This window comes from Pseudomonas sp. HLS-6 (genome assembly GCF_002753995.1).
Lineage (GTDB): Bacteria > Pseudomonadota > Gammaproteobacteria > Pseudomonadales > Pseudomonadaceae > Aquipseudomonas > Aquipseudomonas defluvii.
The window spans coordinates 1144145-1165556 of record NZ_CP024478.1; the positions used below are offsets into that span (position 1 = coordinate 1144145).

Consider the following 21412-nt stretch of genomic DNA (forward strand, 5'->3'; position numbering starts at 1 on the left):
GCTGGTACGTTGGGCGATGGCTGAGGACTGGTCGGCGGTGGCGCGTGCTTGAGTGATGCTCTGTTTGATCTGGGCGATGATCGGCTGCAGCTTGTCGAGGAAGCGGTTGAAGCCGCCGGTCAGCCGTCCCAGTTCGTCCTGCCGGGCATAGTGCAGGCGTTGGGTCAGGTCGCCGTCGCCGCTGGCGATGTCTTCAAGCATCGCGGCCACGCTGTTCAGTGGTCGGGTTACGCCGGTGGCGGTCATCCAGATCACCAGCAGGCCGCCAAGACCGGCGAGGGCTGCGAGCAACAGAACCTTCAGGGTGCCACTGGTACGGGCCTCTTGCAGCACCTTTTGCAGGGCACTGGCATCGGCCAACAGTACGTCTTTTGGCAGGTCGATCAACACCCCCCAAGGTTTGCTGCTCGGGATCGGTTCGACCGGGTACAGGGCGCGAACCATTGTCCCCTGCTCGATGACGTGAGGGCGTTTGTCGGTAAGCCTTTCCAGTGCCTGCCGACCTTCCTGGCCAAGGGCCTGCTCAATACCTCGGCCGACTTTGCTGGCGTCATTGCTGTTGGCGGCGAGCAGGCCACCTGAAGAAACGACCAGCAGGTGGCCGGCGCCGTCGAACAGTTCACGCTGGGCGGCGCTGGCAGCGGTTTGCAGATCGTCCAGCGCCATGTCGACGCCGGCCACGCCAATCACCTTGCCGTCGCTGAGCAGCGGTACGGTGATACTGGTCATCAGCACTTTTTTGCCGCCGACGGTATCTTCATAAGGTTCCAGCAGGCAGGGCTGGGCACTGTTGAAGGTGCAGGTGTACCAGCTGTTGTAGGGGGTGCCGCTGAGGTTGAGCTCGGTTTTGGCCAGGTCGTCTTCGACAATCAGTGTGTTCAGCGCGGTGCCTTGGGCGCGGCTCCAATAGGTGGCGAAGCGCCCGCTGTCGTTGCCGCCATTTGCCAGTGTATTGACGAACGCGCTGTCGCGGCCGTCCAGCGCATTGGGCTGGAACACCAGCCAGAGGCCGAGGATGTCGGTGTTGCGATTGAACGCGGTCGCCAGGCTTTGGCTCAGTGCGGCGCGCACACTGGCCGCGTCCATCGTCTGGGCCTGGCCCAGCTTGCGAAGGTCCAGCGCCTGGTCGCTGACGCCAGTGGCCAGGGTCAGCTTGTTGCTGAAGGTGCGTTTGAGCAACTCGGCCTTTTCACCCGCCCGCGCTTGCAGCAACGCCTGTACGTTGCGGGTGAGCATGGTGCTGCTGGCTTTATCGACCAGTTGATCGCTGTCGTGTGACTGGTACAGGTTGATGCTGACGACCAGGGCAACGACCCCCAGCAGGCAGAGGCCGGAAAGCAGAACGATTTTCAGACGAATCGAAAGCGTGTCGAACATGAACGTACTCGCAAATGAACGGGTCGTTGAAAAGCCGAGTTGCTCGGCGCTGTTCGCCAGATGAGTTCAGCGATATCGGTGTATCGGCAGGGCCTTGTTAGACTTTAGTCGTATGCGGTGGGCGGTCATCTGTTTGTCACAGAAACCTGTTCCGGGCGTGACCAGATCCACAGGTTGACCAGGGCCATGCCCGCGAGGGCGCAAAACAGCGGCCAGCGATGTTCGAGCATTACCAGCATCAGTGCGCTGCACAGCAGCATGCTCACGGAGGCGCTGAACTTGGTCTTGCGGGTTATCACCTTGCCGTTGTGCCAGTTGTGCAGCATGGGGCCGAACAGGCGGTGATTTTCCAGCCAGTGGCTCAGGCGCGGGGAACTGCGGGTGGCGGCCCAGGCAGCGAGCAGAATGAACTCGGTGGTCGGCAGGCCGGGAACGAAAATGGCAATCAGGCCAATAGTCAGGCTTGTATAAGCCAGTAGGCCGAACATCAGGCGGGACAACTTGGAGGCGGGTGGGCGAGGCATGGGCGCTTTGACTGTGCGGGTAGGGCCCGGTTGCCGTCAGTGGCGATAGCGGGCTTGAAGGGAGCTTCGTCGCGCAGTTTGCGGCCTTTGGCGATGAAGATCCAGCACGTCTTGGCTTGGCTGCCTGTGTTTACAGGGTGGGCAGGTGCGGCAGGGGTATGGCTGCGGGCCGCGAAAGGGAGGCGCTCCCCTTCGCGTTGTTATCGCCTGCATCGACTCATTGCGCGTTGCACAGCGCCAGGCAGTTATCCAGCATGCGGTTGGAGAAGCCCCACTCATTGTCGTACCAGGCCAGCACCTTCAGCAGCTTGCCGTTGGCCTTGGTGTGGTTGGCGTCGAAAATCGATGACAGCGGGTTGTGATTGAAGTCGCAGGAAACCAGCGGCAGGTTGTTGTAACCGAGGACCTTCGAGTGTTGGCTGGCTTCCTTGAGCAGGGCGTTGACCTCCTCGGCACTCGCCTCGCGCTTGAGGTTCACCGTCAGGTCGACCAGCGACACGTTGATCACGGGTACCCGCACCGCCATCCCGGTCAGCTTGCCGGCCAGCTCCGGCAACACCAGGCCCACCGCCTCGGCGGCGCCGGTCTTGCTCGGGATCATCGATTGGGTGGCCGCGCGGGCGCGGAACGGGTCGCTGTGGTACACGTCGGTAAGGCTCTGGTCGTTGGTGTAGGCGTGGATCGTGGTCATCAGGCCTTGCTCGATGCCCAGTTCGCGGTGCAGCACCTGGGCCACCGGTGCAAGGCAGTTGGTGGTGCAGGAGGCGCTGGAGATGATCTGGTGCGATTGGCGCAGAATGTCGTGGTTGACGCCATAGACGATGGTGGCGTCAGCGCCCTTGGCCGGTGCCGAGATAATGACTTTGCGTGCCCCGGCAGTAAGATGGGCGGCCGCCTTGGCGCGGTCGGTGAACAGCCCGGTGCATTCAAAGACCACATCGATGGCCTCGGCCTTCCAGGGCAGCTCGGCAGGGTTGCGAATGGCGCTGACGGCAATGCGGTCACCGTTGACGGTCAGGCTTTCCTGATCGGACGCCACGCTGGCCTCGAATATCCCATGGACGCTGTCGTATTTGAGCAGGTGAGCGTTGATCGCGCTGTCCCCCAAATCGTTGATGGCGACGACCTGCAGGTCCTGGCGGTAGCCTTGGGTATAGAGTGCACGAAGAATGTTGCGGCCGATGCGGCCAAAGCCATTGATTGCAATTCGTAGGGTCATGGAGCTGCCTCTTGCAGACCAGGTGAAGCCCGAGATGCGAGTGAACACTTCACTGAATCTGATTTTGTTGTTGGAATAACAAGATTATTCCTAAAAAAATAGAAAACAAGCCTTTTTGATGGCAGTATTTTGTTCGATATACAACGAGTGACCTGGCAGGTCGTCCTCCCGATACGACCGATCCCCTGTACAAGAGCCTAGGCGGGGATTGGCGATAAGGGAAACTGCTGCACCGGTCGCAATCACCGCTAGCCTGGAGTCCAGTACATGCATCCGCGCATCCTTGAGGTCACCGAACGGTTGATCGCTCGCAGTCGTCCTACCCGCGAGCGCTACCTGCAACTGATTCGCGGGGCCGCCAGTGACGGACCGATGCGAGCCAAGCTGCAGTGCGCCAACTTTGCCCACGGTGTGGCCGGCTGCGCCCCTCAGGACAAGCAGAACCTGCGCCTGATGAACTCGGCCAACGTCGCCATCGTTTCGGCCTATAACGACATGCTCTCGGCGCATCAGCCCTACGAGCACTTCCCCGAGCAGATCAAGCAGGCATTGCGCGAGGTCGGATCGGTCGGTCAGTTCGCAGGCGGTGTGCCAGCAATGTGCGATGGTGTCACCCAAGGTGAGCCTGGCATGGAACTGGCCTTGGCCAGCCGCGAGGTGATCGCCATGGCGACTGCGGTGGCGCTCTCGCACAACATGTTTGACGCAACGCTGTGCCTGGGGATCTGTGACAAGATCGTTCCCGGATTGATGATGGGTGCGTTGCGTTTCGGTCACCTGCCGACGATGTTCGTCCCGGGTGGGCCGATGCCGTCGGGCATCTCCAACAAGGAAAAAGCCGACGTACGCCAGCGTTATGCCGAGGGCAAGGCCAGCCGCGAAGAGCTGCTGGAGTCGGAGATGAAGTCCTACCACAGCCCCGGCACCTGCACCTTCTATGGCACTGCCAACACCAACCAGTTGCTGATGGAAGTGATGGGGCTGCACTTGCCGGGCGCTTCGTTCGTCAACCCGTACACGCCACTGCGTGATGCCCTGACCGCCTATGCGGCGCAACAGGTCACGCGGATGACCAAGGCCAGCGGCGACTTCATGCCCTTGGGCGAAATCGTCGACGAGAAGGCGCTGGTCAACTCCATCGTGGCGCTGCACGCCACTGGCGGTTCGACCAACCATACCTTGCACATGCCCGCCATTGCGCAGGCGGCCGGTATCCAGTTGACCTGGCAGGACATGGCCGACCTCTCCGAAGTCGTGCCGACGCTGTCGCATGTCTACCCCAATGGCAAGGCCGACATTAACCATTTCCAGGCCGCTGGCGGCATGGCGTTCCTGATTCGCGAGCTGCTCGATGGCGGCCTGTTGCACGAGGACGTCAACACTGTGGCGGGGCACGGGCTGCGTCGCTACACCCAGGAGCCGTTCCTTGAGGAGGGCAAACTGGTCTGGCGTGACGGCCCTGCGGCCAGTCTGGACGAGAGCATCCTGCGACCACTGGCCCGTCCGTTCTCGCCTGAGGGCGGTTTGCGGGTCATGCAGGGCAACCTGGGGTTGGGCGTAATGAAAGTCTCGGCGGTGGCCCCGGAGCATCAGGTGGTCGAAGCCCCGGCGCGGGTGTTCCATGATCAGCAGGCATTGGCCGATGCCTTCAAGGCCGGCGAGCTGGAGCGCGACTTTGTCGCGGTGATGCGCTTTCAAGGGCCGCGCAGCAATGGCATGCCGGAACTGCACAAGATGACGCCGTTTCTCGGTGTGCTGCAAGACCGTGGCTTCAAGGTCGCGCTGGTCACCGACGGGCGTATGTCTGGCGCCTCGGGCAAGATCCCCGCGGCTATCCACGTTTGCCCGGAAGCCTTCGATGGCGGCCCGCTGGCGCGGGTACGCGATGGCGACATCATTCGTGTCGATGGTCATACGGGGACGCTGCTGGTGTGTGTCGATGAGGTCGAGCTGGCGGCAAGGCCGCTGGCGCAAGCCCCAACCGGCAATGACCTGGGCTGTGGGCGCGAGCTGTTTGGCTTCATGCGCCATGCGATGAGTTCGGCGCAGCACGGCGCCAGCGCCTTCACCGCTTCACTGGAGGCGCTGAAATGAAGCGTGCGCTGCTGGGTGACATCGGTGGCACCAATGCCCGTTTTGCCTTGTGGGAAAACGATCGGATGCACTCGGTCAAGGTCTATCAGACCGCCGACTACACCAGCCCGGAACAGGCCATCGACGCTTACCTGAGCGACCATGGCCTGGGGCGTGGCGCCTTGGGCGCTGTGTGCCTGGCCGTCGCAGGGCCTGTAGACGGCGATGCGTTTCGTTTCACCAACAACCATTGGCGGCTCAGCCGGCAGGCATTCTGCAAAACCTTGCAGGTGGATGAGCTGCTGCTGATCAACGACTTCTCGGCCATGGCCCTGGGCATGACCCGATTGCAGCCCGGCGAGTTTCGCGAGGTGTGTGCCGGGCAGGCCGAGGCGTTGCGCCCGGCGGTGGTCATCGGCCCGGGCACAGGCCTGGGCGTTGGTACCCTGCTGTCATTGGGCGAAGGGCGCTGGATGGCCTTGCCGGGCGAGGGCGGCCATGTCGATCTGCCGGTCGGCAATGCCCGTGAAGCGGCGATTCGCCAACAGATCGAGCGTGAAATCGGCCATGTCAGCGCTGAAACCGTGCTCAGTGGCGGCGGTTTGCTGCGCTTGTACCAGGCGATCTGCCTATTGGATGGCCATCGTGCAGTGCTGCAGACCCCGGCTGCGATCACCGAGGCGGCTCTGGCCGGCGAGCCGTTGGCGTGTTCGGTGATTGAGCAGTTCTGTCGCTTCCTGGGGCGTGTGGCGGGCAACAATGTACTCACCTTGGGCGCACGCGGTGGCGTGTACATCGTTGGCGGCGTGATTCCGCGCTTCGCCGAACTGTTCCTGAACAGCGGGTTTGCCGAGTGTTTTGCTGACAAGGGCTGCATGAGCGGCTATTTCAAGGATGTACCGGTATGGCTGGTGACGGCCGAATTTTCCGGCCTGCTTGGCGCCGGTGTCGCCTTGCAGCAGAAACAGGCCTGAGGGCCTAAGCGTGCAGCGGGCAACAAGACCCGCCAAGGATCAATGCATTGAGTACTGCCGGTAAGTCGATCCTGTTGGTCGATGATGACCAGGACATTCGTGAACTGCTGCAAGCCTACCTGAGCCGTTCAGGCTTTGCCGTGTGCGCGGTGGCCAACGGTCAGGGGTTTCGTCAGGCATTGGACGAGGGTGGTCATGATCTGGTGATCCTCGACGTGATGCTCCCGGATGAAGATGGTTTCAGCTTGTGCCGCTGGACTCGCCAACATCCGCGCCAGTCCCAGGTGCCGATCATCATGTTGACGGCCAGCTCCGATGAGGCCGATCGGGTGATTGGCCTGGAGCTGGGGGCCGACGATTATCTGGGCAAGCCGTTCAGCCCGCGCGAGTTGCAGGCGCGTATCAAAGCCCTGTTGCGCCGGGCCGGTTTTGCTCAGGAGCGTAACGGCGGTGAGGTCCTGGCGTTCGATGAGTGGCGGTTGGACACGGTCAGCCACCGGCTGTTTCACCGCGACGGTGAAGAGGTGATTCTGTCAGGGGCGGATTTCGCCTTGCTCAAGCTGTTTCTCGATCATCCGCAACAAATCCTCGACCGCGACACCATCGGCAATGCCACCCGTGGTCGGGAACCGATGCCGCTGGACCGGATTGTCGACATGGCGGTCAGCCGCCTGCGTCAGCGTCTGCGTGACACTGAAAAACCACCCCGTTTGATTCGTACTGTTCGCGGCAGCGGTTATCTGCTGGCAGCCCATGTCGCGCCTGCGCACTGAGCGGCGCTGGCGCCTGCCGTGGCCGCGTTCGCTGCTCGGGCGCATGCTGCTGTTGACGTTGTTGGCGGTGTTGCTGGCCCAGGGGCTGGCCAGCCTGATCTGGCTCTCGCAGCTGCGGGCCAGCCAACTGGAGGGCTTGGTGGCCAGTGCGCGCAGCCTGGCTCACTCGATGACCGCCAGCGTCAGCTACTTTCGCTCGCTGCCTGTGGCCTATCGGCCGATGGTGCTGGACCAGTTGCGTAGCATGGGCGGTACCCGTTTCGTGGTGTCGCTCAACGACCATCCATTGGACATGCAGATGTTGCCGGCCACACCGCGCAAAAAAGCAGTGATCGAAGCCGTGGAACAGGTGTTGCGCCAACGCCTGGGTGAGCAGATGAGTATCTCTGTGGAGTTCGTCAGCCCAAAGGAGCTGCGGGTGTTCAACAGCGGCCTGAAGCTGGACGAACTGCCGCGATCCTGGGCGCATTACGCGCTGACCCTGGCGCCACTTGATCCGCCGGTGCTGGTGACACAAATCGGTTTGGCGCCGGGTGAGTGGTTGTACATCGCCTCGCTGTTGCCTGAGCCGTACACCAGCCTGGAAGAAGAGGGCGTGCCGGGTCAGCAGATCGGTTTCATGGTGCTGACCAGTACCTTCCTGTTGCTGTTCATCGGTGTACTGGTGCATTGGCAGAGCCGTCCGTTGAAACGCCTGGCGCGGGCGGCGCGGGACCTTTCGCTAGGGGCGGCCGAGGTAGAGCCGGTGGTCGAAGGCGGTGGCAGCGAAGTGGTCGAGGTAGGCCGTGCCTTCAATGCCATGCGCGAGCGCATCAGCCGTTATTTGACGGAGCGCAGCCAGTTGTTCAGCGCGATTTCCCATGATTTACGCACCCCGATCACCCGTTTGCGGCTGCGGGTCGAGTTGTTGGATGACGAGCACGTGCAGCGCAAGTTCAGCCGTGACCTGGATGAGCTGGAGATGCTGGTCAAGGGCGCGCTGCAGTGTGTGAAAGATACCGACATCCACGAGAACATCGAACCGATCGATCTGGCCCAGGCGCTGCATGGCCTGATCGAGCCGTACCTGGGGACCGGTCAGGTCACCCTTGAGGGGCAGGTGCTGGCGCCATACCCCGGCAAGCCGTTGGCGCTGCGCCGGTGCATGGGCAATCTGATCGACAATGCGCTCAAGTACGGCCAGCGTGCGCACCTGCGGATCGAGGACAGCGATCAGGCGTTCGTGCTGCATGTCGATGACGAAGGCCCTGGCGTGCCCGAGCAGCGCCTGGAACAGGTGTTCGAGCCCCACTTCAGGCTGGCCGGGCAGCAGCAGGGTTATGGCCTTGGCCTGGGGATCGCCCGCAATATTGCTCACAGTCATGGCGGCGAGCTGACCCTGCAAAACCTGCGTGAAGGGGGGCTGCGGGTCACCCTGCGCCTGCCGCGAACCGGTGATTGAGTTCACTGAATTGGCGGTCGGCCGGGACAGGACGGCGCTTGTGCAATGTCACTGCTTGGTGACATTCGCGCATCCCTTCGTTACGTCCAGCGGGCGGGCCTCTGGTTAGACTGCTATGCAGCGCAAGCACCACGACTTGCACCTGCATAACAACAAGAAAAGGTTCCCTTCGATGAATGCGATTACTCGCCTCGCCGCTGTCATTTCTCTTGCCTCCTTGTTCCCCCTGAGCGCCATCGCTGCCGATCCCGGTACAGTGGAAGTGCTGCACTGGTGGACGTCCGGTGGTGAAGCAAAGGCCGTGGAAACCCTGAAGGAACAGGTCAAGAAAGACGGTTTCGTCTGGAAGGACAACGCCGTTGCCGGTGGCGGTGGTGCAGCCGCCATGACCGTGCTGAAAACCCGGGCCATTTCCGGTAACCCCCCTGCCGCCGCCCAGATCAAGGGGCCGGACATCCAGGAGTGGGGCGCCCTCGGCCTGCTGACTGAACTGGATGACGTGTCCAAGGCCAACCACTGGGATGCGTTGCTGCCCAAACAAGTCGCCGACATCATGAAGTACGACGGTCACTACGTTGCGGTGCCGGTGAATATCCACCGGGTCAACTGGCTGTGGATCAACCCGCAGGTGTTCGAGAAAGCCGGTGCCAAGGTGCCGACCACCCTTGATGAGCTCTTTGCTGCTGCCGACAAACTCAAGGCTGCAGGCTTCACTGCGCTCGCCCATGGCGGTCAGCCATGGCAGGACAGCACGGTTTTCGAAGACCTGGCACTGAGCATTCTGGGGACCAAGGGCTATCACGCGGCCTTCGTCGAGCTTGATGAGCAGGCCCTGACCGGCGAGAAAATGGTCGAGGTGTTCAAGACCTTGCAGCGCCTGGGCACCTACATGGACCCGAACCGCGCGGGGCGTGACTGGAACATTGCGGCGGCCGAGGTCATCAGCGGCAAGGCGGGCATGCAGATCATGGGCGACTGGGCCAAGAGCGAGTGGACCGCTGCAGGCAAGGTCGCCGGCAAGGACTACTTGTGCGTGGCCTTCCCCGGAACCCAGGGCAGTTTTACCTACAACATCGACTCGCTGGCGATGTTCAAACTCAAGAACGCGAACGACATCAAGGCCCAGAACGATCTGGCCAAGGTCGCGCTGGAGCCTGAGTTCCAGACCGTGTTCAACCGGAACAAAGGCTCGCTGCCGGTGCGTCAGGACATGGACATGAGCCTGTTCGACGCCTGCACGCAGAAGTCGTCGGTGGACTTCAAGGACGCCGAAAAAGGTGACGGCCTGCAACCGAGCATGGCGCACAACATGGCCACGTCGCTTGCCGTGCAGGGGGCCATCTTCGATGTGGTCACCAACTTCCTCAATGACCCGAGCGCCGATCCGGCCAAGGCGGTCAAGCAACTGAGTTCGGCGATCAAGTCGGCCAAGTGAGGCTGTGAGCCTGCTCTACCCGCTGTAGGAGCCGGCCTTGCCGGCGATGCGGTGCTTCGCGCCGCCCTCCATTCGAGATTTCCACGATGAGCACTGTTGTTGCACTCAACAAGGCCTCGCCCCTCGACGCATTGCAACGCTGGCTGCCAAAACTGGTGCTGGCGCCAAGCATGCTGATCGTCCTGGTGGGGTTCTATGGCTACATCTTCTGGACCTTCCTGCTGTCGTTCACCAACTCCAGTTTCATGCCCAGCTACAAATGGGTAGGGCTGGCGCAGTACGCCAAGCTGCTGGAGAACGACCGTTGGTGGGTGGCGAGCAAGAACCTGCTGGTGTTCGGTGGGCTGTTCATCAGCATCAGCCTGGTGGTCGGCGTGCTGCTGGCGGTGTTGCTCGATCAGCGCATCCGCCGTGAAGGCTTTATCCGCACCATCTACCTGTACCCGATGGCGCTGTCGATGATTGTCACCGGTACTGCCTGGAAGTGGTTGCTCAACCCCGGCCTGGGCCTGGACAAGCTGCTGCGTGATTGGGGCTGGGAGGGCTTCCGCCTGGACTGGCTGGTCGATCCGGACCGCGTTGTCTACTGCCTGGTGATTGCCGCGGTGTGGCAGGCCTCGGGCTTTGTCATGGCCTTGTTCCTGGCGGGCCTGCGGGGTGTCGATCAGTCGATCATCCGTGCCGCCCAGGTCGATGGGGCAAGCCTGCCGAGTATTTACCTGCGCATTGTCCTGCCGAGCCTGCGCCCGGTGTTTTTCAGTGCACTGATGATCCTGGCGCACATTGCGATCAAGAGTTTCGACCTGGTCGCCGCGATGACTGCAGGTGGCCCGGGCTACGCCTCCGACTTGCCGGCGATGTTCATGTACGCCTTCACCTTCAGCCGCGGGCAGATGGGCATGGGCTCGGCCAGCGCGATTCTGATGCTGGGGGCGATCCTGTCCATCCTGGTGCCTTACCTGTACTCGGAATTGAGGAACAAGCGCCATGACTAAGCCTCTTGCTTCGCGTGGCTTCAGCCTCAGCCGCCTGGCCATCTACGGCACCTTGCTGCTGGCCTGCGCGGTCTACCTGATCCCGCTGATCGTGATGCTGCTGACCAGCTTCAAATCACCGGATGACATCCGCACCGGCAACTTGCTGAGCTGGCCCGAGGTGATCACGGGCATCGGCTGGATCAAGGCTTGGGACACCGTGGGTGGCTACTTCTGGAACTCGGTGAAAATCACCGTACCGGCGGTGGTGGTTTCGACGCTGTTGGGGGCGCTTAACGGGTATGTGCTGTCGATGTGGCGCTTCCGTGGCTCGCAGTTGTTTTTCGGCTTGCTGTTGTTCGGTTGCTTTCTGCCGTTTCAGACCGTGCTGCTGCCGGCCTCGTTCACCCTCGGCAAGCTGGGCCTGGCCAGCACCACCACGGGCCTTGTGCTGGTGCATATCGTCTATGGCCTGGCCTTTACCACGCTGTTCTTTCGCAACTACTACACCAGTGTCCCGGATGCTCTGGTGCGGGCGGCACGGCTCGATGGTGCGGGCTTCTTCACCATCTTCGGGAAGATCCTGCTGCCCATGTCGGTGCCGATCATCATGGTCTGCCTGATCTGGCAGTTCACGCAGATCTGGAACGACTTTCTTTTCGGCGTGGTGTTCGCCAGCGGCGATGCCCAGCCAATCACGGTGGCGCTGAACAACCTGGTCAACACCAGTACCGGGGTCAAGGAATACAACGTCGACATGGCGGCGGCGATGATCGCCGGGTTACCGACCCTGTTGGTCTATGTGATGGCTGGCAAGTATTTCCTGCGCGGGCTCACTGCCGGCGCGGTCAAGGGGTGAATTATGGCAACGCTTGAATTGCGCAACGTCAACAAGACCTACGGCAGTGGCCTGCCGGACACCTTGAAGAACATCGAGCTGAAGATCGACTCGGGCGAGTTCCTGATTCTGGTTGGCCCCTCGGGCTGCGGCAAGTCGACCTTGATGAACTGCATCGCCGGGCTGGAGCAGATCAGCGGCGGGGCGATCCTGGTGGATGAGGCTGATATCAGCGGCATGAGCCCGAAGGACCGGGACATTGCCATGGTCTTTCAGTCCTATGCGCTGTACCCGACCATGAACGTGCGGGAGAACATCGCCTTCGGCCTGAAGATCCGCAAGATGCCCGCCGCCGCCATCGAAGAAGAGGTGGCGCGGGTGTCCAGGCTGCTGCAGATCGAGCACTTGCTCAATCGCAAGCCCGGTCAGCTCTCGGGTGGTCAACAACAGCGCGTGGCGATGGGCCGGGCGTTGGCGCGGCGGCCGAAGATCTACCTGTTCGATGAGCCACTGTCCAACCTCGACGCCAAGTTGCGGGTGGAGATGCGCACCGAGATCAAGCTGATGCACCAACGCTTGAAGACCACCACGGTCTACGTGACTCACGACCAGATCGAAGCGATGACCCTGGGCGACAAGGTCGCGGTGATGAAGGACGGGCTGATCCAGCAGTTCGGAACCCCGCAGCAGATCTATAACGACCCGGCCAACCTGTTCGTCGCCAGTTTCATTGGCTCTCCGCCGATGAACTTCATTCCTTTGCGTCTGCAGCGCAAGGACAGTCGGCTGCTGGCGCTGCTCGACAGTGGTCAGGCGCGCTGCGAGTTGCCGATGGGCATCGACGATGCGGGCCTGGAAGAGCGTGAAGTGATTCTGGGCATTCGCCCCGAACAAGTCTGCCTGGCACCGGAACAGCCCAATGGCCTGCCCAGTATTCGTGCCGAGGTGCAGGTGATCGAACCTACCGGCCCGGACACTCTGGTGTTCGTCAGCCTCAACGGCACCAAAGTCTGCTGTCGCCTGGCGCCTGACTGCCCGGTGCAGGTGGGGGACAACCTGAACCTGCAGTTCGACCCGGCGCGGGTGTTGCTGTTCGACGCCGTAACGGGTGAGCGATTGGGTGTGGTCGGCAACCCGCAAGTGCATGCGCCCAAGGACAATGTAGCCAAGGACAATGTGGCGCAGTTCAAGGGGCGCTGAGCCGTTTGCAGGACGTGTAAATCCATCGATAACAATAAGACGAGGAAACAAGGGATGGCTCATTACAAACGCATCAGGTCGCTGGCTCCGCTGACCTTGCTGGCCGCGTTCGGGGTAAACGGTGGTGCTCATGCTGCCGGTGCTTTCGACCCGGAATCGAAATGGATGACCGGAGATTGGGGCGGCACGCGTACCGAGTTGCTGGAGAAGGGTTACGACTTCTCGCTGGAGTACGTGGGCGAGGTGGCTGGCAACCTCAGCGGTGGCTACAACGATGACAAGACGGCGCGCTACAGCGACCAGTTTGCCTTGGGCGTGAAGCTGGACCTGGAAAAGATCCTCGGTTGGCAGGATACCGAGTTCAAGCTGGCCGTTACGGAACGCAGTGGCCGTAACCTGTCCAACGACCGCATCAGTGATCCGCGTGCCGGGCAGTTCAGTTCGGTGCAGGAAGTGTGGGGGCGCGGCCAGACTTGGCGGCTGACCCAGATGTGGATCAAGCAGCAGTATTTCGATCAGGCGCTGGACGTCAAAGTCGGTCGCTTCGGCCCGGGCGAGGACTTCAACAGCTTCCCCTGCGACTTCCAGAACCTGGCGTTCTGTGGATCCCAGGTTGGCAACTGGGTTGGCAGCATCTGGTACAACTGGCCCGTCAGCCAGTGGGCGTTGCGGGTCAAGTACAACATTACCCCGGAGTTCTTCGCTCAGGTCGGCGTGTTTGAGCAGAACCCGTCCAACCTGGAAACCGGCAACGGCTTCAAGCTCAGTGGCAGTGGTACCAAGGGCATGATCCTGCCGGTGGAAATGGTCTGGTCGCCCAAGGTCAACGACCTGCCGGGTGAGTACCGTCTGGGTTACTACTACAGCACCGCCAAGGCTGACGATGTCTTTGAAGACATCAATGGCCAACCGCAAGCGCTAACCGGTAATGACTTCAAATCGCACAGCAGCAAGCATGGCTGGTGGGTTGTCGCCCAGCAGCAGGTTACTGCGCACAACGGCGATGCCGCACGTGGTTTGAGCCTTTTCGCCAACTTCACCGTTCACGACAAGGCCACCAACGTGGTCGATAACTACCAGCAGGTCGGCCTGGTCTACAAAGGTGCCTTTGACGGGCGACCCAAGGACGACATCGGCTTTGGCGTGGCGCGTATTCACGTGAACGACGATGTGAAAAAACGTGCAGAGTTGCTCAATGATGTCAGTGGTATCAACGACTACGACAACCCGGCGTTCGTCCCTGTCCAGAAGACCGAGTACAACGCCGAGCTGTACTACGGTTTTCACGTCACCAACTGGCTGACCGTACGGCCGAACCTGCAGTACATCCGCAGCCCAGGGGGTGTGGATGAGGTGGACAACGCGGTCGTCGCCGGCTTGAAGATTCAGTCGGTGTTCTGACGTAATATGTTGTAAATTTACGCCATTTGTTGCAGCTGATTGTCGGCTTGCTCAGCACCTGCCTGTAGGTGCTGAGCTGGCTGGCGATAAAGCCCGTCAGTCAATCAGAGTTCCTAGCCATGCAAGAGCATCCGCTCCAGCGCTTTTTCACCTCGCGCCGGCCGCGTCCGACCTTTGAGTGGGAGCGCCATCAGCAGCGCGACGTGCTGATCATTGATCACCCACGTTGCCAGGCGGTGTTCAGTCGTCAGGGCGCCCAGTTGCTGCATTTTCAGCCGCAGGGCCAGCGCCCGTGGTTGTGGTGTGCCGCACAGTGGCCACAGGTTGGGGCGATCCGTGGCGGTGTGCCGGTGTGCTGGCCCTGGTACGGTCGTCACCCCAGTGAAGACCTCTGGCCTTCTCATGGTTGGGCACGCCTGCTGGACTGGAAGCTGATCGACAGCTCAGAGGATGCCGAAGGGGTTAGCCTGACCTGGCGTTTGCAGCTGTGTGACTGGCAGGTTGACTTGCAGGCGCGGCTCGGTGATGGCATGGAGTTGCAGTTGCGTACTGAGCATCAGGACAGCTTGCCCTGCCAGTTGAGTCATGCGCTGCTGGCTTACTGGCGTATCAGTGACGTCTCAAAGATAGCGCTGTCTGGGCTCGAAGGTGCGGAAGGTTACGACCAATTGAGTCGTCAAACCTGCCGGCAGAAAGGTGAGCTGAAAGTGCTGGGCGGCTGTCAGCGGGTGTTCCAGAATGCGGCAACGCTACAACTGCACGACCCGGCCTGGAAGCGCCAGCTGTGCATTGACATGGGCGACAGCGAGGACACGGTGGTCTGGCACCCCGGTAGTCGGCCGCTGATGGGTGTCAGTGGCAGCGAAACCCTCGGCTTTGTCTGCGTCGAGGCGACCAGTGGCCACAACGACAGCCTGAGCCTGGCACCGGGCGAGCAGGCTCATCTGCGGCTGCAGGCGCACCTGTTCAATTGAGTTCGTCGTCGATCGGGTAGCGGCTGGCGTTGAGGCTTTCCTTGATTTTGCGCAGGTGTGGCTGGAAGTCCACGCCACGGCGCAGGGTCATGCCGGTTGCCAGTACATCGAGTACCGTCAGCTGGATGATCCGCGAGGTCATCGGCATGTAGATGTCGGTGTCTTCCGGCAGCGGGATGTTCAGGCTAAGGCTGCTGGCCTTGGCCAGTGGTGAGCCGGCAGCGGTCAGGCCGAGCACCGAGGCACCGTTTTCACGGGCCAGGCGTGCGACTTCGACCAGTTCGCGGGTGCGCCCTGTGTAGGAAATGATCACGAACAGTTCGCCGGTGTGCGCCACCGACGCCAGCATGCGCTGCATCAGGACATCGGCATGGGCCGACACGGCAAGGTTGAAACGGAAGAACTTGTGTTGGGCATCCAGAGCCACTGGGGCCGAGGCGCCGAGGCCGAAGAAGTGGATCTGCCGGGCCTGGATCAGCATGTCGACGGCGCGGCTGATCAACTGCGGGTCGAGTTGCTGGCAGGCACTGTCCAGCGAGGCGATGGCACTGCCGAAGATTTTCTGGGTGTAGGCGGCCGGATCATCGTCGGCCTCGACAGCGCGGCTGACGTAGGCGGCGCCACTGGCCAGGCTCTGCGCCAGTTGCAGTTTGAGTTCAGGGTAGCCGCTGACATCGAACGAGCGGCAGAAGCGGTTCACGGTCGGTTCGCTGACCTTGGCCGCCTGGGCCAGGGCGGCAATGCTGAAGCGCGTCGCTTGCTGAGGGTTGAGCAGGATGACTTCGGCGACTTTGCGCTCGGCCTTGTTCAGCTCTTCAAGGCGGCCCTGGATCTGTTCCAGGAGGTTTCGCACGCGGTCCATGGTTTATGTCCTTGGGTCGAGGATGCAGCCAATAGCGGGCAGCAGCGGGCTTTTTGGGGGTGGCCTATCGTACTGATGGCCTGATTGCTTCACCACTTGAATCTGTCCAAGGGGTCAAATGTTGTGTTTATTACTACATAATCCCCTTGATTACTGCCCTTGAACAGGGTATTTGTACGTCAACTTGATAAAAGAACCAACATCATGTCTTCGATCTCCGTTGAGCCTTGTACGTTTGCCCTGTTTGGCGCCCTTGGCGACCTGGCATTGCGCAAGCTGTTTCCGGCGCTGTATCAGCTGGATCGCGCCGGGCTGTTGCATGCCGACACCCAGGTGTTGGCATTGGCCCGCGAGCCGGGCAGCGTCGAGGAGCACCTGCAGCGAATCGAAGCGCACCTGCATGAATTCGTCGAGGCCGGGCAGATAGAGGTCATCCCTCTGCAGCGCTTCCTGGCTCGCCTGAGTTACCTGCATGTGGACTTTCTCAAGGCGGATGACTATCAGACGCTCGCCGAAAAGGTCGCTCCCCAGGCGCCACTGATCGCCTACTTCGCAACGCCTGCAGCGGTTTATGGCGGCATCTGCGAAAACCTCGACAAGGTCGGCCTCGGCCCGCGTACCCGGGTTGTGCTGGAAAAACCGATTGGCCACGACCTGGAGTCGTCACGGCGGGTCAATGATGCCGTGGCGCAGTTTTTCCCGGAAAACCGGGTCTACCGCATCGACCATTACCTGGGCAAGGAAACCGTCCAGAACCTGATTGCGCTGCGCTTCGCCAACAGCCTGTTCGAAACCCAGTGGAACCAGAATTCGATCTCCCATGTGGAGATCACCGTGGCGGAGAAGGTGGGTATCGAAGGGCGCTGGGGCTACTTCGACAAGGCCGGCCAGCTACGGGACATGATTCAGAACCACCTGCTGCAATTGCTTTGCCTGATCGCCATGGACCCGCCCAGCGACCTGTCGGCCGACAGTATCCGTGATGAGAAGGTCAAGGTGCTCAAGGCGCTGGCGCCGATCACCGGTGAAGGCCTCGGCAGCCGCGTGGTACGTGGCCAGTACATCGCCGGTTACAGTGAGGGGCGCCCGGTACCGGGATACCTGGAAGAAGACAACGCCAACCCGCAAAGCAATACCGAAACCTTTGTTGCCTTGCGTGCCGACATTCGCAACTGGCGCTGGGCCGGTGTGCCGTTCTACCTGCGTACCGGCAAGCGGATGCCGCAGAAATTGTCGCAGATCGTCATCCACTTCAAGGAACCGCCGCACTACATCTTCGCGCCGGAGCAGCGTTTACAGATCGGTAACAAGCTGATCATTCGTTTGCAGCCGGACGAAGGTATTTCTTTGCGGGTGATGACCAAGGAGCAGGGCCTGGACAAGGGCATGCAGTTACGCAGCGGCCCGTTGCAATTGAATTTCTCCGACACCTACCGCAGTACACGCATCCCCGATGCCTACGAGCGGTTGTTGTTGGAAGTGATGCGCGGCAATCAGAACCTGTTTGTGCGCAAGGATGAAATCGAATACGCGTGGAAGTGGTGCGACCAGTTGATTGCCGGTTGGAAGAGTTCGGGCGAAGCGCCCAAGCCCTACGCCGCCGGGTCCTGGGGGCCGATGAGCTCGATCGCGCTGATAACCCGTGATGGGAGGTCGTGGTATGGCGATATCTGAACTGCAATGGCCGGCTAACGTGGCGACGCATACCTATGCAAGCCCGGCGCTGCAGGCTGAAGACCTGGCCAAGAATGTCGCCGAGCGCCTGAGTGCGGCCATTGCCGCCAACGGGCAGGCCACCCTGGTCGTCTCTGGTGGTCGTAGCCCGGTGATGTTTTTCCAATGCCTGGCACGCCGGTCGCTGGACTGGTCAAAGGTAGTGGTCAGCCTTGCGGATGAGCGCTGGGTGCCGGTGGAGCATGTCGACAGTAATGCCGGGCTGCTCAAGCGCTACCTGTTGGTCGGGGCGGCGGCCAAGGCTCGTTTTATTGGCCTGTATCGTGCCAGTGCCAGCCTTGAAGCGGCTGCCCTGGACGCCGATCAGGCCTTGGCCGAGTTGCCGCCGATTGATGTGCTGGTGCTGGGTATGGGCGATGACGGGCATACAGCGTCGCTGTTTCCGGCCAGCCCGAACCTTGCCCAAGGCCTGGCAGCCGACAGCCCTCGACGTTGCCTGCCCATGCTGGCACCGAGTGTTCCGCATCAGCGCCTGAGCATGACCCGTGCCTTGCTGGGGACTGCCGCATTCACTGCCTTGTCCGTGCAAGGGCAAGGCAAACTCGCTACCCTGCGCGCCGCGCTGGCAGGGGATGACCCTGCCGAAATGCCAATTCGCGCCTTTCTACACGCTTCCCTGGATATTTTCTGGTGCCCATGAGCCAAGGACCCGCCGTTATGACCACGCATGAACATTCGCAACCGGGCATCTCCATGGCCGACAAAATCGCGCAGATCGACCGTATCTGCGGTGAGGCGCGCATCCTTCCGGTGATTACCATTGCCCGCGAGGAAGACATTCTGCCGCTGGCCGATGCGCTGGCCGCAGGTGGCCTGAAGACCCTGGAGATCACCCTGCGCTCCGAACATGGCCTGAAAGCCATTCGTATGCTGCGTGAGCAACGCCCCGAGTTGTGCATTGGTGCCGGCACCGTGCTCGACCGCTCGATGCTGAAGGCGGTTGAGGCGGCGGGTGCCCAGTTCATCGTCACCCCCGGCTGTACCCAGGACATCCTTGAGGCGGGCGTCGAAAGCGCCTTGCCATTGCTGCCGGGCATCAGCAGCGCTTCGGAAATCATGATGGGCTATGCCCTGGGCTACCGTCGCTTCAAGCTGTTTCCAGCGGAAATCAGTGGTGGCGTCGCAGCGATCAAAGCCTTTGGAGGCCCGTTTGGTGAGGTGCGTTTCTGCCCGACTGGCGGGGTGAATGAAAGTAATCTGAAGAGCTACATGTCCCAGCCCAATGTGATGTGCGTGGGCGGGACCTGGATGTTCAACAGCGCCTGGGTCAAGGACCGTGACTGGGCGCGTATCCAGGCCTGCAGCGCCGAGGCCTTGGCCCTGCTGGACTGATCCCTATTCGTTATGTGCTACACGGCTTTAGGTGCGCTTGGTCGGCGCACCTTTTTTTTGCCTGTCAGAAACATAGGAGCCAGTCTGCACCTGCATCGTTGTGTAGGTTTGCCTGCAATGGCTTCGGCGGGGGCCAGTGAGTCCGCTGCGCCTCATCGCGGGCAAGCCCGGCTCCTACAGGCTGCGCGGTCTTTGGCTTAAAAAAAAGAACCCCCGCAATAAAAGCGAGGGTTCTTCGGTAGCCTGTGCCCGACTCTTTCGAGGCGGGCGTTTTCAACGGCTGGGTGCCAGGCCGGTTTACGCGGCTTTGGCGGCCTGTTGGCTCAGCGAGCGGTTCAGGGCGCTGAACAAGGCCTTGAAGCTGGCGGTGGTGATGTTTTCATCGATACCGACGCCATGCACTGGGCGGCCACCGGCCACGCGCAGCTCGATGTAGGCCGCCGCCTTGGCGTTGGTCCCGGCACCGATCGCATGCTCGTTGTAGTCCATGATTTCGACAGCAACCGGCAAGCCGGCAACCAGTGCTTCCAGGGCGCCGTTGCCCTTGCCGCGCCAGTGCAGGGTGGTCTCTCCTTCGCCAGCGACTTCCACTTCCACGGCGCTGTGACCGTTCTCTTCCTGCAGGCGGTGGCTGACCAGCGCATACGGCGAGTTGGCCTGCAGGTATTCACGGTGCAGCAAGTTGTAGATCTGCTGAGCGCTCATTTCCAGGCCCAGGCGGTCGGTTTCACCCTGTACGACCTGGCTGAACTCGATCTGCATGCGACGCGGCAGGCTGATGCCGTATTCCTGTTCGAGCAGGTAGGTGATACCGCCCTTGCCGGACTGGCTGTTCACGCGAATCACTGCCTCGTAGCTGCGGCCGATGTCGGCCGGGTCGATCGGCAGGTACGGTACTTCCCAGAGGGCGTCATCTTTCTGCTGGGCAAAGCCCTTGCGGATGGCATCCTGGTGGGAGCCGGAGAACGCTGTGTGAACCAGGTCGCCAACATACGGATGACGTGGGTGCACGGGCAGCTGGTTGCACTCCTCGACCACCTTGCGCACGCCGTCGATGTCGGAGAAGTCCAGTTGAGGGTCGATACCCTGGGTGTAGAGGTTCAGTGCCAAGGTCACCAGGTCGACGTTGCCGGTACGCTCGCCGTTGCCGAACAGGCAGCCTTCGGCGCGGTCGGCGCCCGCCATCAGGCCCAACTCGGTGGCAGCAACGCCGGTACCGCGGTCGTTGTGGGTGTGCAGGCTGATGATCACGCTGTCACGACGCGAGATGTTGCGGCAGAACCACTCGATCTGGTCGGCGTAGACGTTCGGCGTCGATACTTCAACGGTGGCCGGCAGGTTGAGGATGACCTTGTGTTCCGGGGTCGGGTTCCAGACTTCGATCACCGCATCGCAGACTTCCTTGGCGAACTCCATTTCGGTGGCGCTGAAGGTTTCTGGCGAGTACTCGAACGTCCAGTGGGTGTCCGGCTGCTGGGCGGCATATTTGACGAACAGCTTGGCTGCGTTCACCGCGATGTCTTTCACGCCTTGCTTGTCCTGGTTGAAGACAATGCGACGGAACGATGGGCTGGTGGCGTTGTACAGGTGGACGATGGCCTTTTTCGCGCCGCGCAGCGACTCGAAGGTACGGGCGATCAAGTCTTCACGAGCCTGGGTCAACACTTGAATGGTGGTGTCGTCAGGAATGTGGCCGTCTTCGATCAGGGTGCGAACGAAATCGAAGTCGGTTTGCGAGGCGGAAGGGAACGATGCCTCGATCTCTTTCACACCAACGCTGACCAGGGTCTTCCAGAAACGCAGCTTCTTCGCCGAGTCCATTGGTTCGATCAGCGACTGGTTACCGTCACGCAAGTCCGAGCTGCACCAGATCGGCGCCTGGGTGATGGTCTTCGATGGCCAGGTACGATCCGGCAAGTCGATGGTCGGAAACGCGCGGTATTTTTTCGAAGGGTCTTTGAGCATGGACATGGAAGCAATCCTTTAATGTGCGGCCTTGAAAGGGGCCCGCCGAGCAAACAAAAAGATGAAAAGGCGAGGCGACGCGATTCAGCTTGGTAGTCGGGCACTGACCAGGCAAAGGCTGCGGTGTTGGCGAAGCAGGAAGAGGTTCTGGAAGGTTTTCATGAGCTCAACCCTACCCAGTGGGGTGAAAGATGGCAAGCACTCGAAAAAAATTGATAGAAATGCTTAAAAAGTACTTTTTTGCGAGATTTTATAGCGCTTCATAGCGCAAAAGATCGCGCCAATTGCGCGGTCTTTTTAAATGGCGCAAACCTGC

At 61.2% G+C, this 21412-nt stretch carries 17 protein-coding genes and 1 pseudogene; 13 read left to right on the forward strand and 5 right to left on the reverse strand.

The features are described 5' to 3' along the window. Nucleotides 1-96 precede the first annotated feature (96 nt). The 3 genes and pseudogenes from CS390_RS25615 to gap all read right to left on the reverse strand — a co-directional run. Nucleotides 97-1377 (reverse strand): annotated as a pseudogene (locus tag CS390_RS25615) (HAMP domain-containing protein); the annotation flags it as partial. Nucleotides 1378-1502: 125 nt separating this feature from the next. Next, entirely contained in the window at nt 1503-1901 is a 399-nt protein-coding gene (locus tag CS390_RS05150; protein WP_065760158.1) for a YbaN family protein, read from the reverse strand. A gap of 217 nt (nt 1902-2118) precedes the next feature. After that, nucleotides 2119-3120: a type I glyceraldehyde-3-phosphate dehydrogenase gene (gene gap, locus CS390_RS05155; protein WP_099773652.1), complete on the reverse strand. Its 1002-nt coding sequence runs from the start codon at nt 3118-3120 to the stop codon at nt 2119-2121. A 267-nt stretch (nt 3121-3387) separates the two neighbouring features. Between gap and edd the strand changes: the two genes are divergently transcribed. The 10 genes from edd (at nt 3388) to CS390_RS05205 (ending at nt 15203) form a co-directional block, all read left to right on the forward strand. Further along, nucleotides 3388-5214: a phosphogluconate dehydratase gene (edd, locus tag CS390_RS05160; protein WP_099773653.1), complete on the forward strand. Its 1827-nt coding sequence runs from the start codon at nt 3388-3390 to the stop codon at nt 5212-5214. Further along, nucleotides 5211-6167 carry a glucokinase gene (locus CS390_RS05165; protein ID WP_099773654.1) on the forward strand — a complete coding sequence of 319 codons (957 nt, stop codon included), beginning with the start codon at nt 5211-5213 and terminating at the stop codon, nt 6165-6167. Before edd ends, CS390_RS05165 begins: the two co-directional genes overlap by 4 nt. 47 nt (nt 6168-6214) lie before the next feature. Beyond that, entirely contained in the window at nt 6215-6940 is a 726-nt protein-coding gene (locus tag CS390_RS05170; RefSeq protein WP_099773655.1) for a response regulator, read from the forward strand. Next, nucleotides 6921-8381: an ATP-binding protein gene (locus CS390_RS05175; RefSeq protein WP_099773656.1), complete on the forward strand. Its 1461-nt coding sequence runs from the start codon at nt 6921-6923 to the stop codon at nt 8379-8381. Before CS390_RS05170 ends, CS390_RS05175 begins: the two co-directional genes overlap by 20 nt. A gap of 172 nt (nt 8382-8553) precedes the next feature. Beyond that, the gene (locus CS390_RS05180) at nt 8554-9816 is read left to right on the forward strand and encodes an ABC transporter substrate-binding protein (RefSeq protein ID WP_099776547.1); all 1263 of its coding nucleotides are present in this window, start codon (nt 8554-8556) and stop codon (nt 9814-9816) included. A gap of 86 nt (nt 9817-9902) precedes the next feature. Beyond that, nucleotides 9903-10811, forward strand: coding sequence for a carbohydrate ABC transporter permease (locus tag CS390_RS05185; RefSeq protein ID WP_065760150.1), 909 nt, complete (start codon nt 9903-9905; stop codon nt 10809-10811). Next, on the forward strand, nt 10804-11649 hold the full coding sequence (locus CS390_RS05190) for a carbohydrate ABC transporter permease (RefSeq protein ID WP_065760149.1): 846 nt from the start codon (nt 10804-10806) through the stop codon (nt 11647-11649). The genes CS390_RS05185 and CS390_RS05190 overlap by 8 nt, the downstream gene beginning before the upstream one ends. Before the next feature lie 3 nt (nt 11650-11652). After that, nucleotides 11653-12828, forward strand: a complete 1176-nt coding sequence (locus CS390_RS05195) for an ABC transporter ATP-binding protein (RefSeq protein ID WP_099773657.1) — start codon at nt 11653-11655, stop codon at nt 12826-12828. A 54-nt stretch (nt 12829-12882) separates the two neighbouring features. Continuing rightward, nucleotides 12883-14229 (forward strand): carbohydrate porin, encoded by a 1347-nt coding sequence (locus tag CS390_RS05200; protein WP_065760147.1) that lies wholly within the window; start codon nt 12883-12885, stop codon nt 14227-14229. 119 nt (nt 14230-14348) lie between these two features. Further along, nucleotides 14349-15203, forward strand: coding sequence for a D-hexose-6-phosphate mutarotase (locus CS390_RS05205; protein WP_065760146.1), 855 nt, complete (start codon nt 14349-14351; stop codon nt 15201-15203). Here the strand turns inward: CS390_RS05205 and hexR are convergent. Then, nucleotides 15196-16056: a MurR/RpiR family transcriptional regulator gene (hexR, locus tag CS390_RS05210; protein ID WP_218060847.1), complete on the reverse strand. Its 861-nt coding sequence runs from the start codon at nt 16054-16056 to the stop codon at nt 15196-15198. The two genes, CS390_RS05205 and hexR, sit on opposite strands and share 8 nt — an antisense overlap. A gap of 213 nt (nt 16057-16269) precedes the next feature. Between hexR and zwf the strand changes: the two genes are divergently transcribed. The 3 genes from zwf to CS390_RS05225 are packed head-to-tail and all read left to right on the forward strand — an operon-like array spanning nt 16270 to nt 19131. Then, nucleotides 16270-17739 carry a glucose-6-phosphate dehydrogenase gene (gene zwf, locus CS390_RS05215; protein WP_099773658.1) on the forward strand — a complete coding sequence of 490 codons (1470 nt, stop codon included), beginning with the start codon at nt 16270-16272 and terminating at the stop codon, nt 17737-17739. Beyond that, nucleotides 17726-18439, forward strand: a complete 714-nt coding sequence (gene pgl, locus CS390_RS05220) for a 6-phosphogluconolactonase (protein WP_099773659.1) — start codon at nt 17726-17728, stop codon at nt 18437-18439. The genes zwf and pgl overlap by 14 nt, the downstream gene beginning before the upstream one ends. A 17-nt stretch (nt 18440-18456) precedes the next feature. After that, nucleotides 18457-19131 (forward strand): bifunctional 4-hydroxy-2-oxoglutarate aldolase/2-dehydro-3-deoxy-phosphogluconate aldolase, encoded by a 675-nt coding sequence (locus CS390_RS05225; protein WP_065760142.1) that lies wholly within the window; start codon nt 18457-18459, stop codon nt 19129-19131. 297 nt (nt 19132-19428) lie between these two features. Here CS390_RS05225 and leuA read toward each other — a convergent pair whose 3' ends face one another. Further along, the gene (gene leuA, locus CS390_RS05230) at nt 19429-21102 is read right to left on the reverse strand and encodes a 2-isopropylmalate synthase (RefSeq protein WP_099773660.1); all 1674 of its coding nucleotides are present in this window, start codon (nt 21100-21102) and stop codon (nt 19429-19431) included. Between the last annotated feature and the right edge of the window lie 310 nt (nt 21103-21412).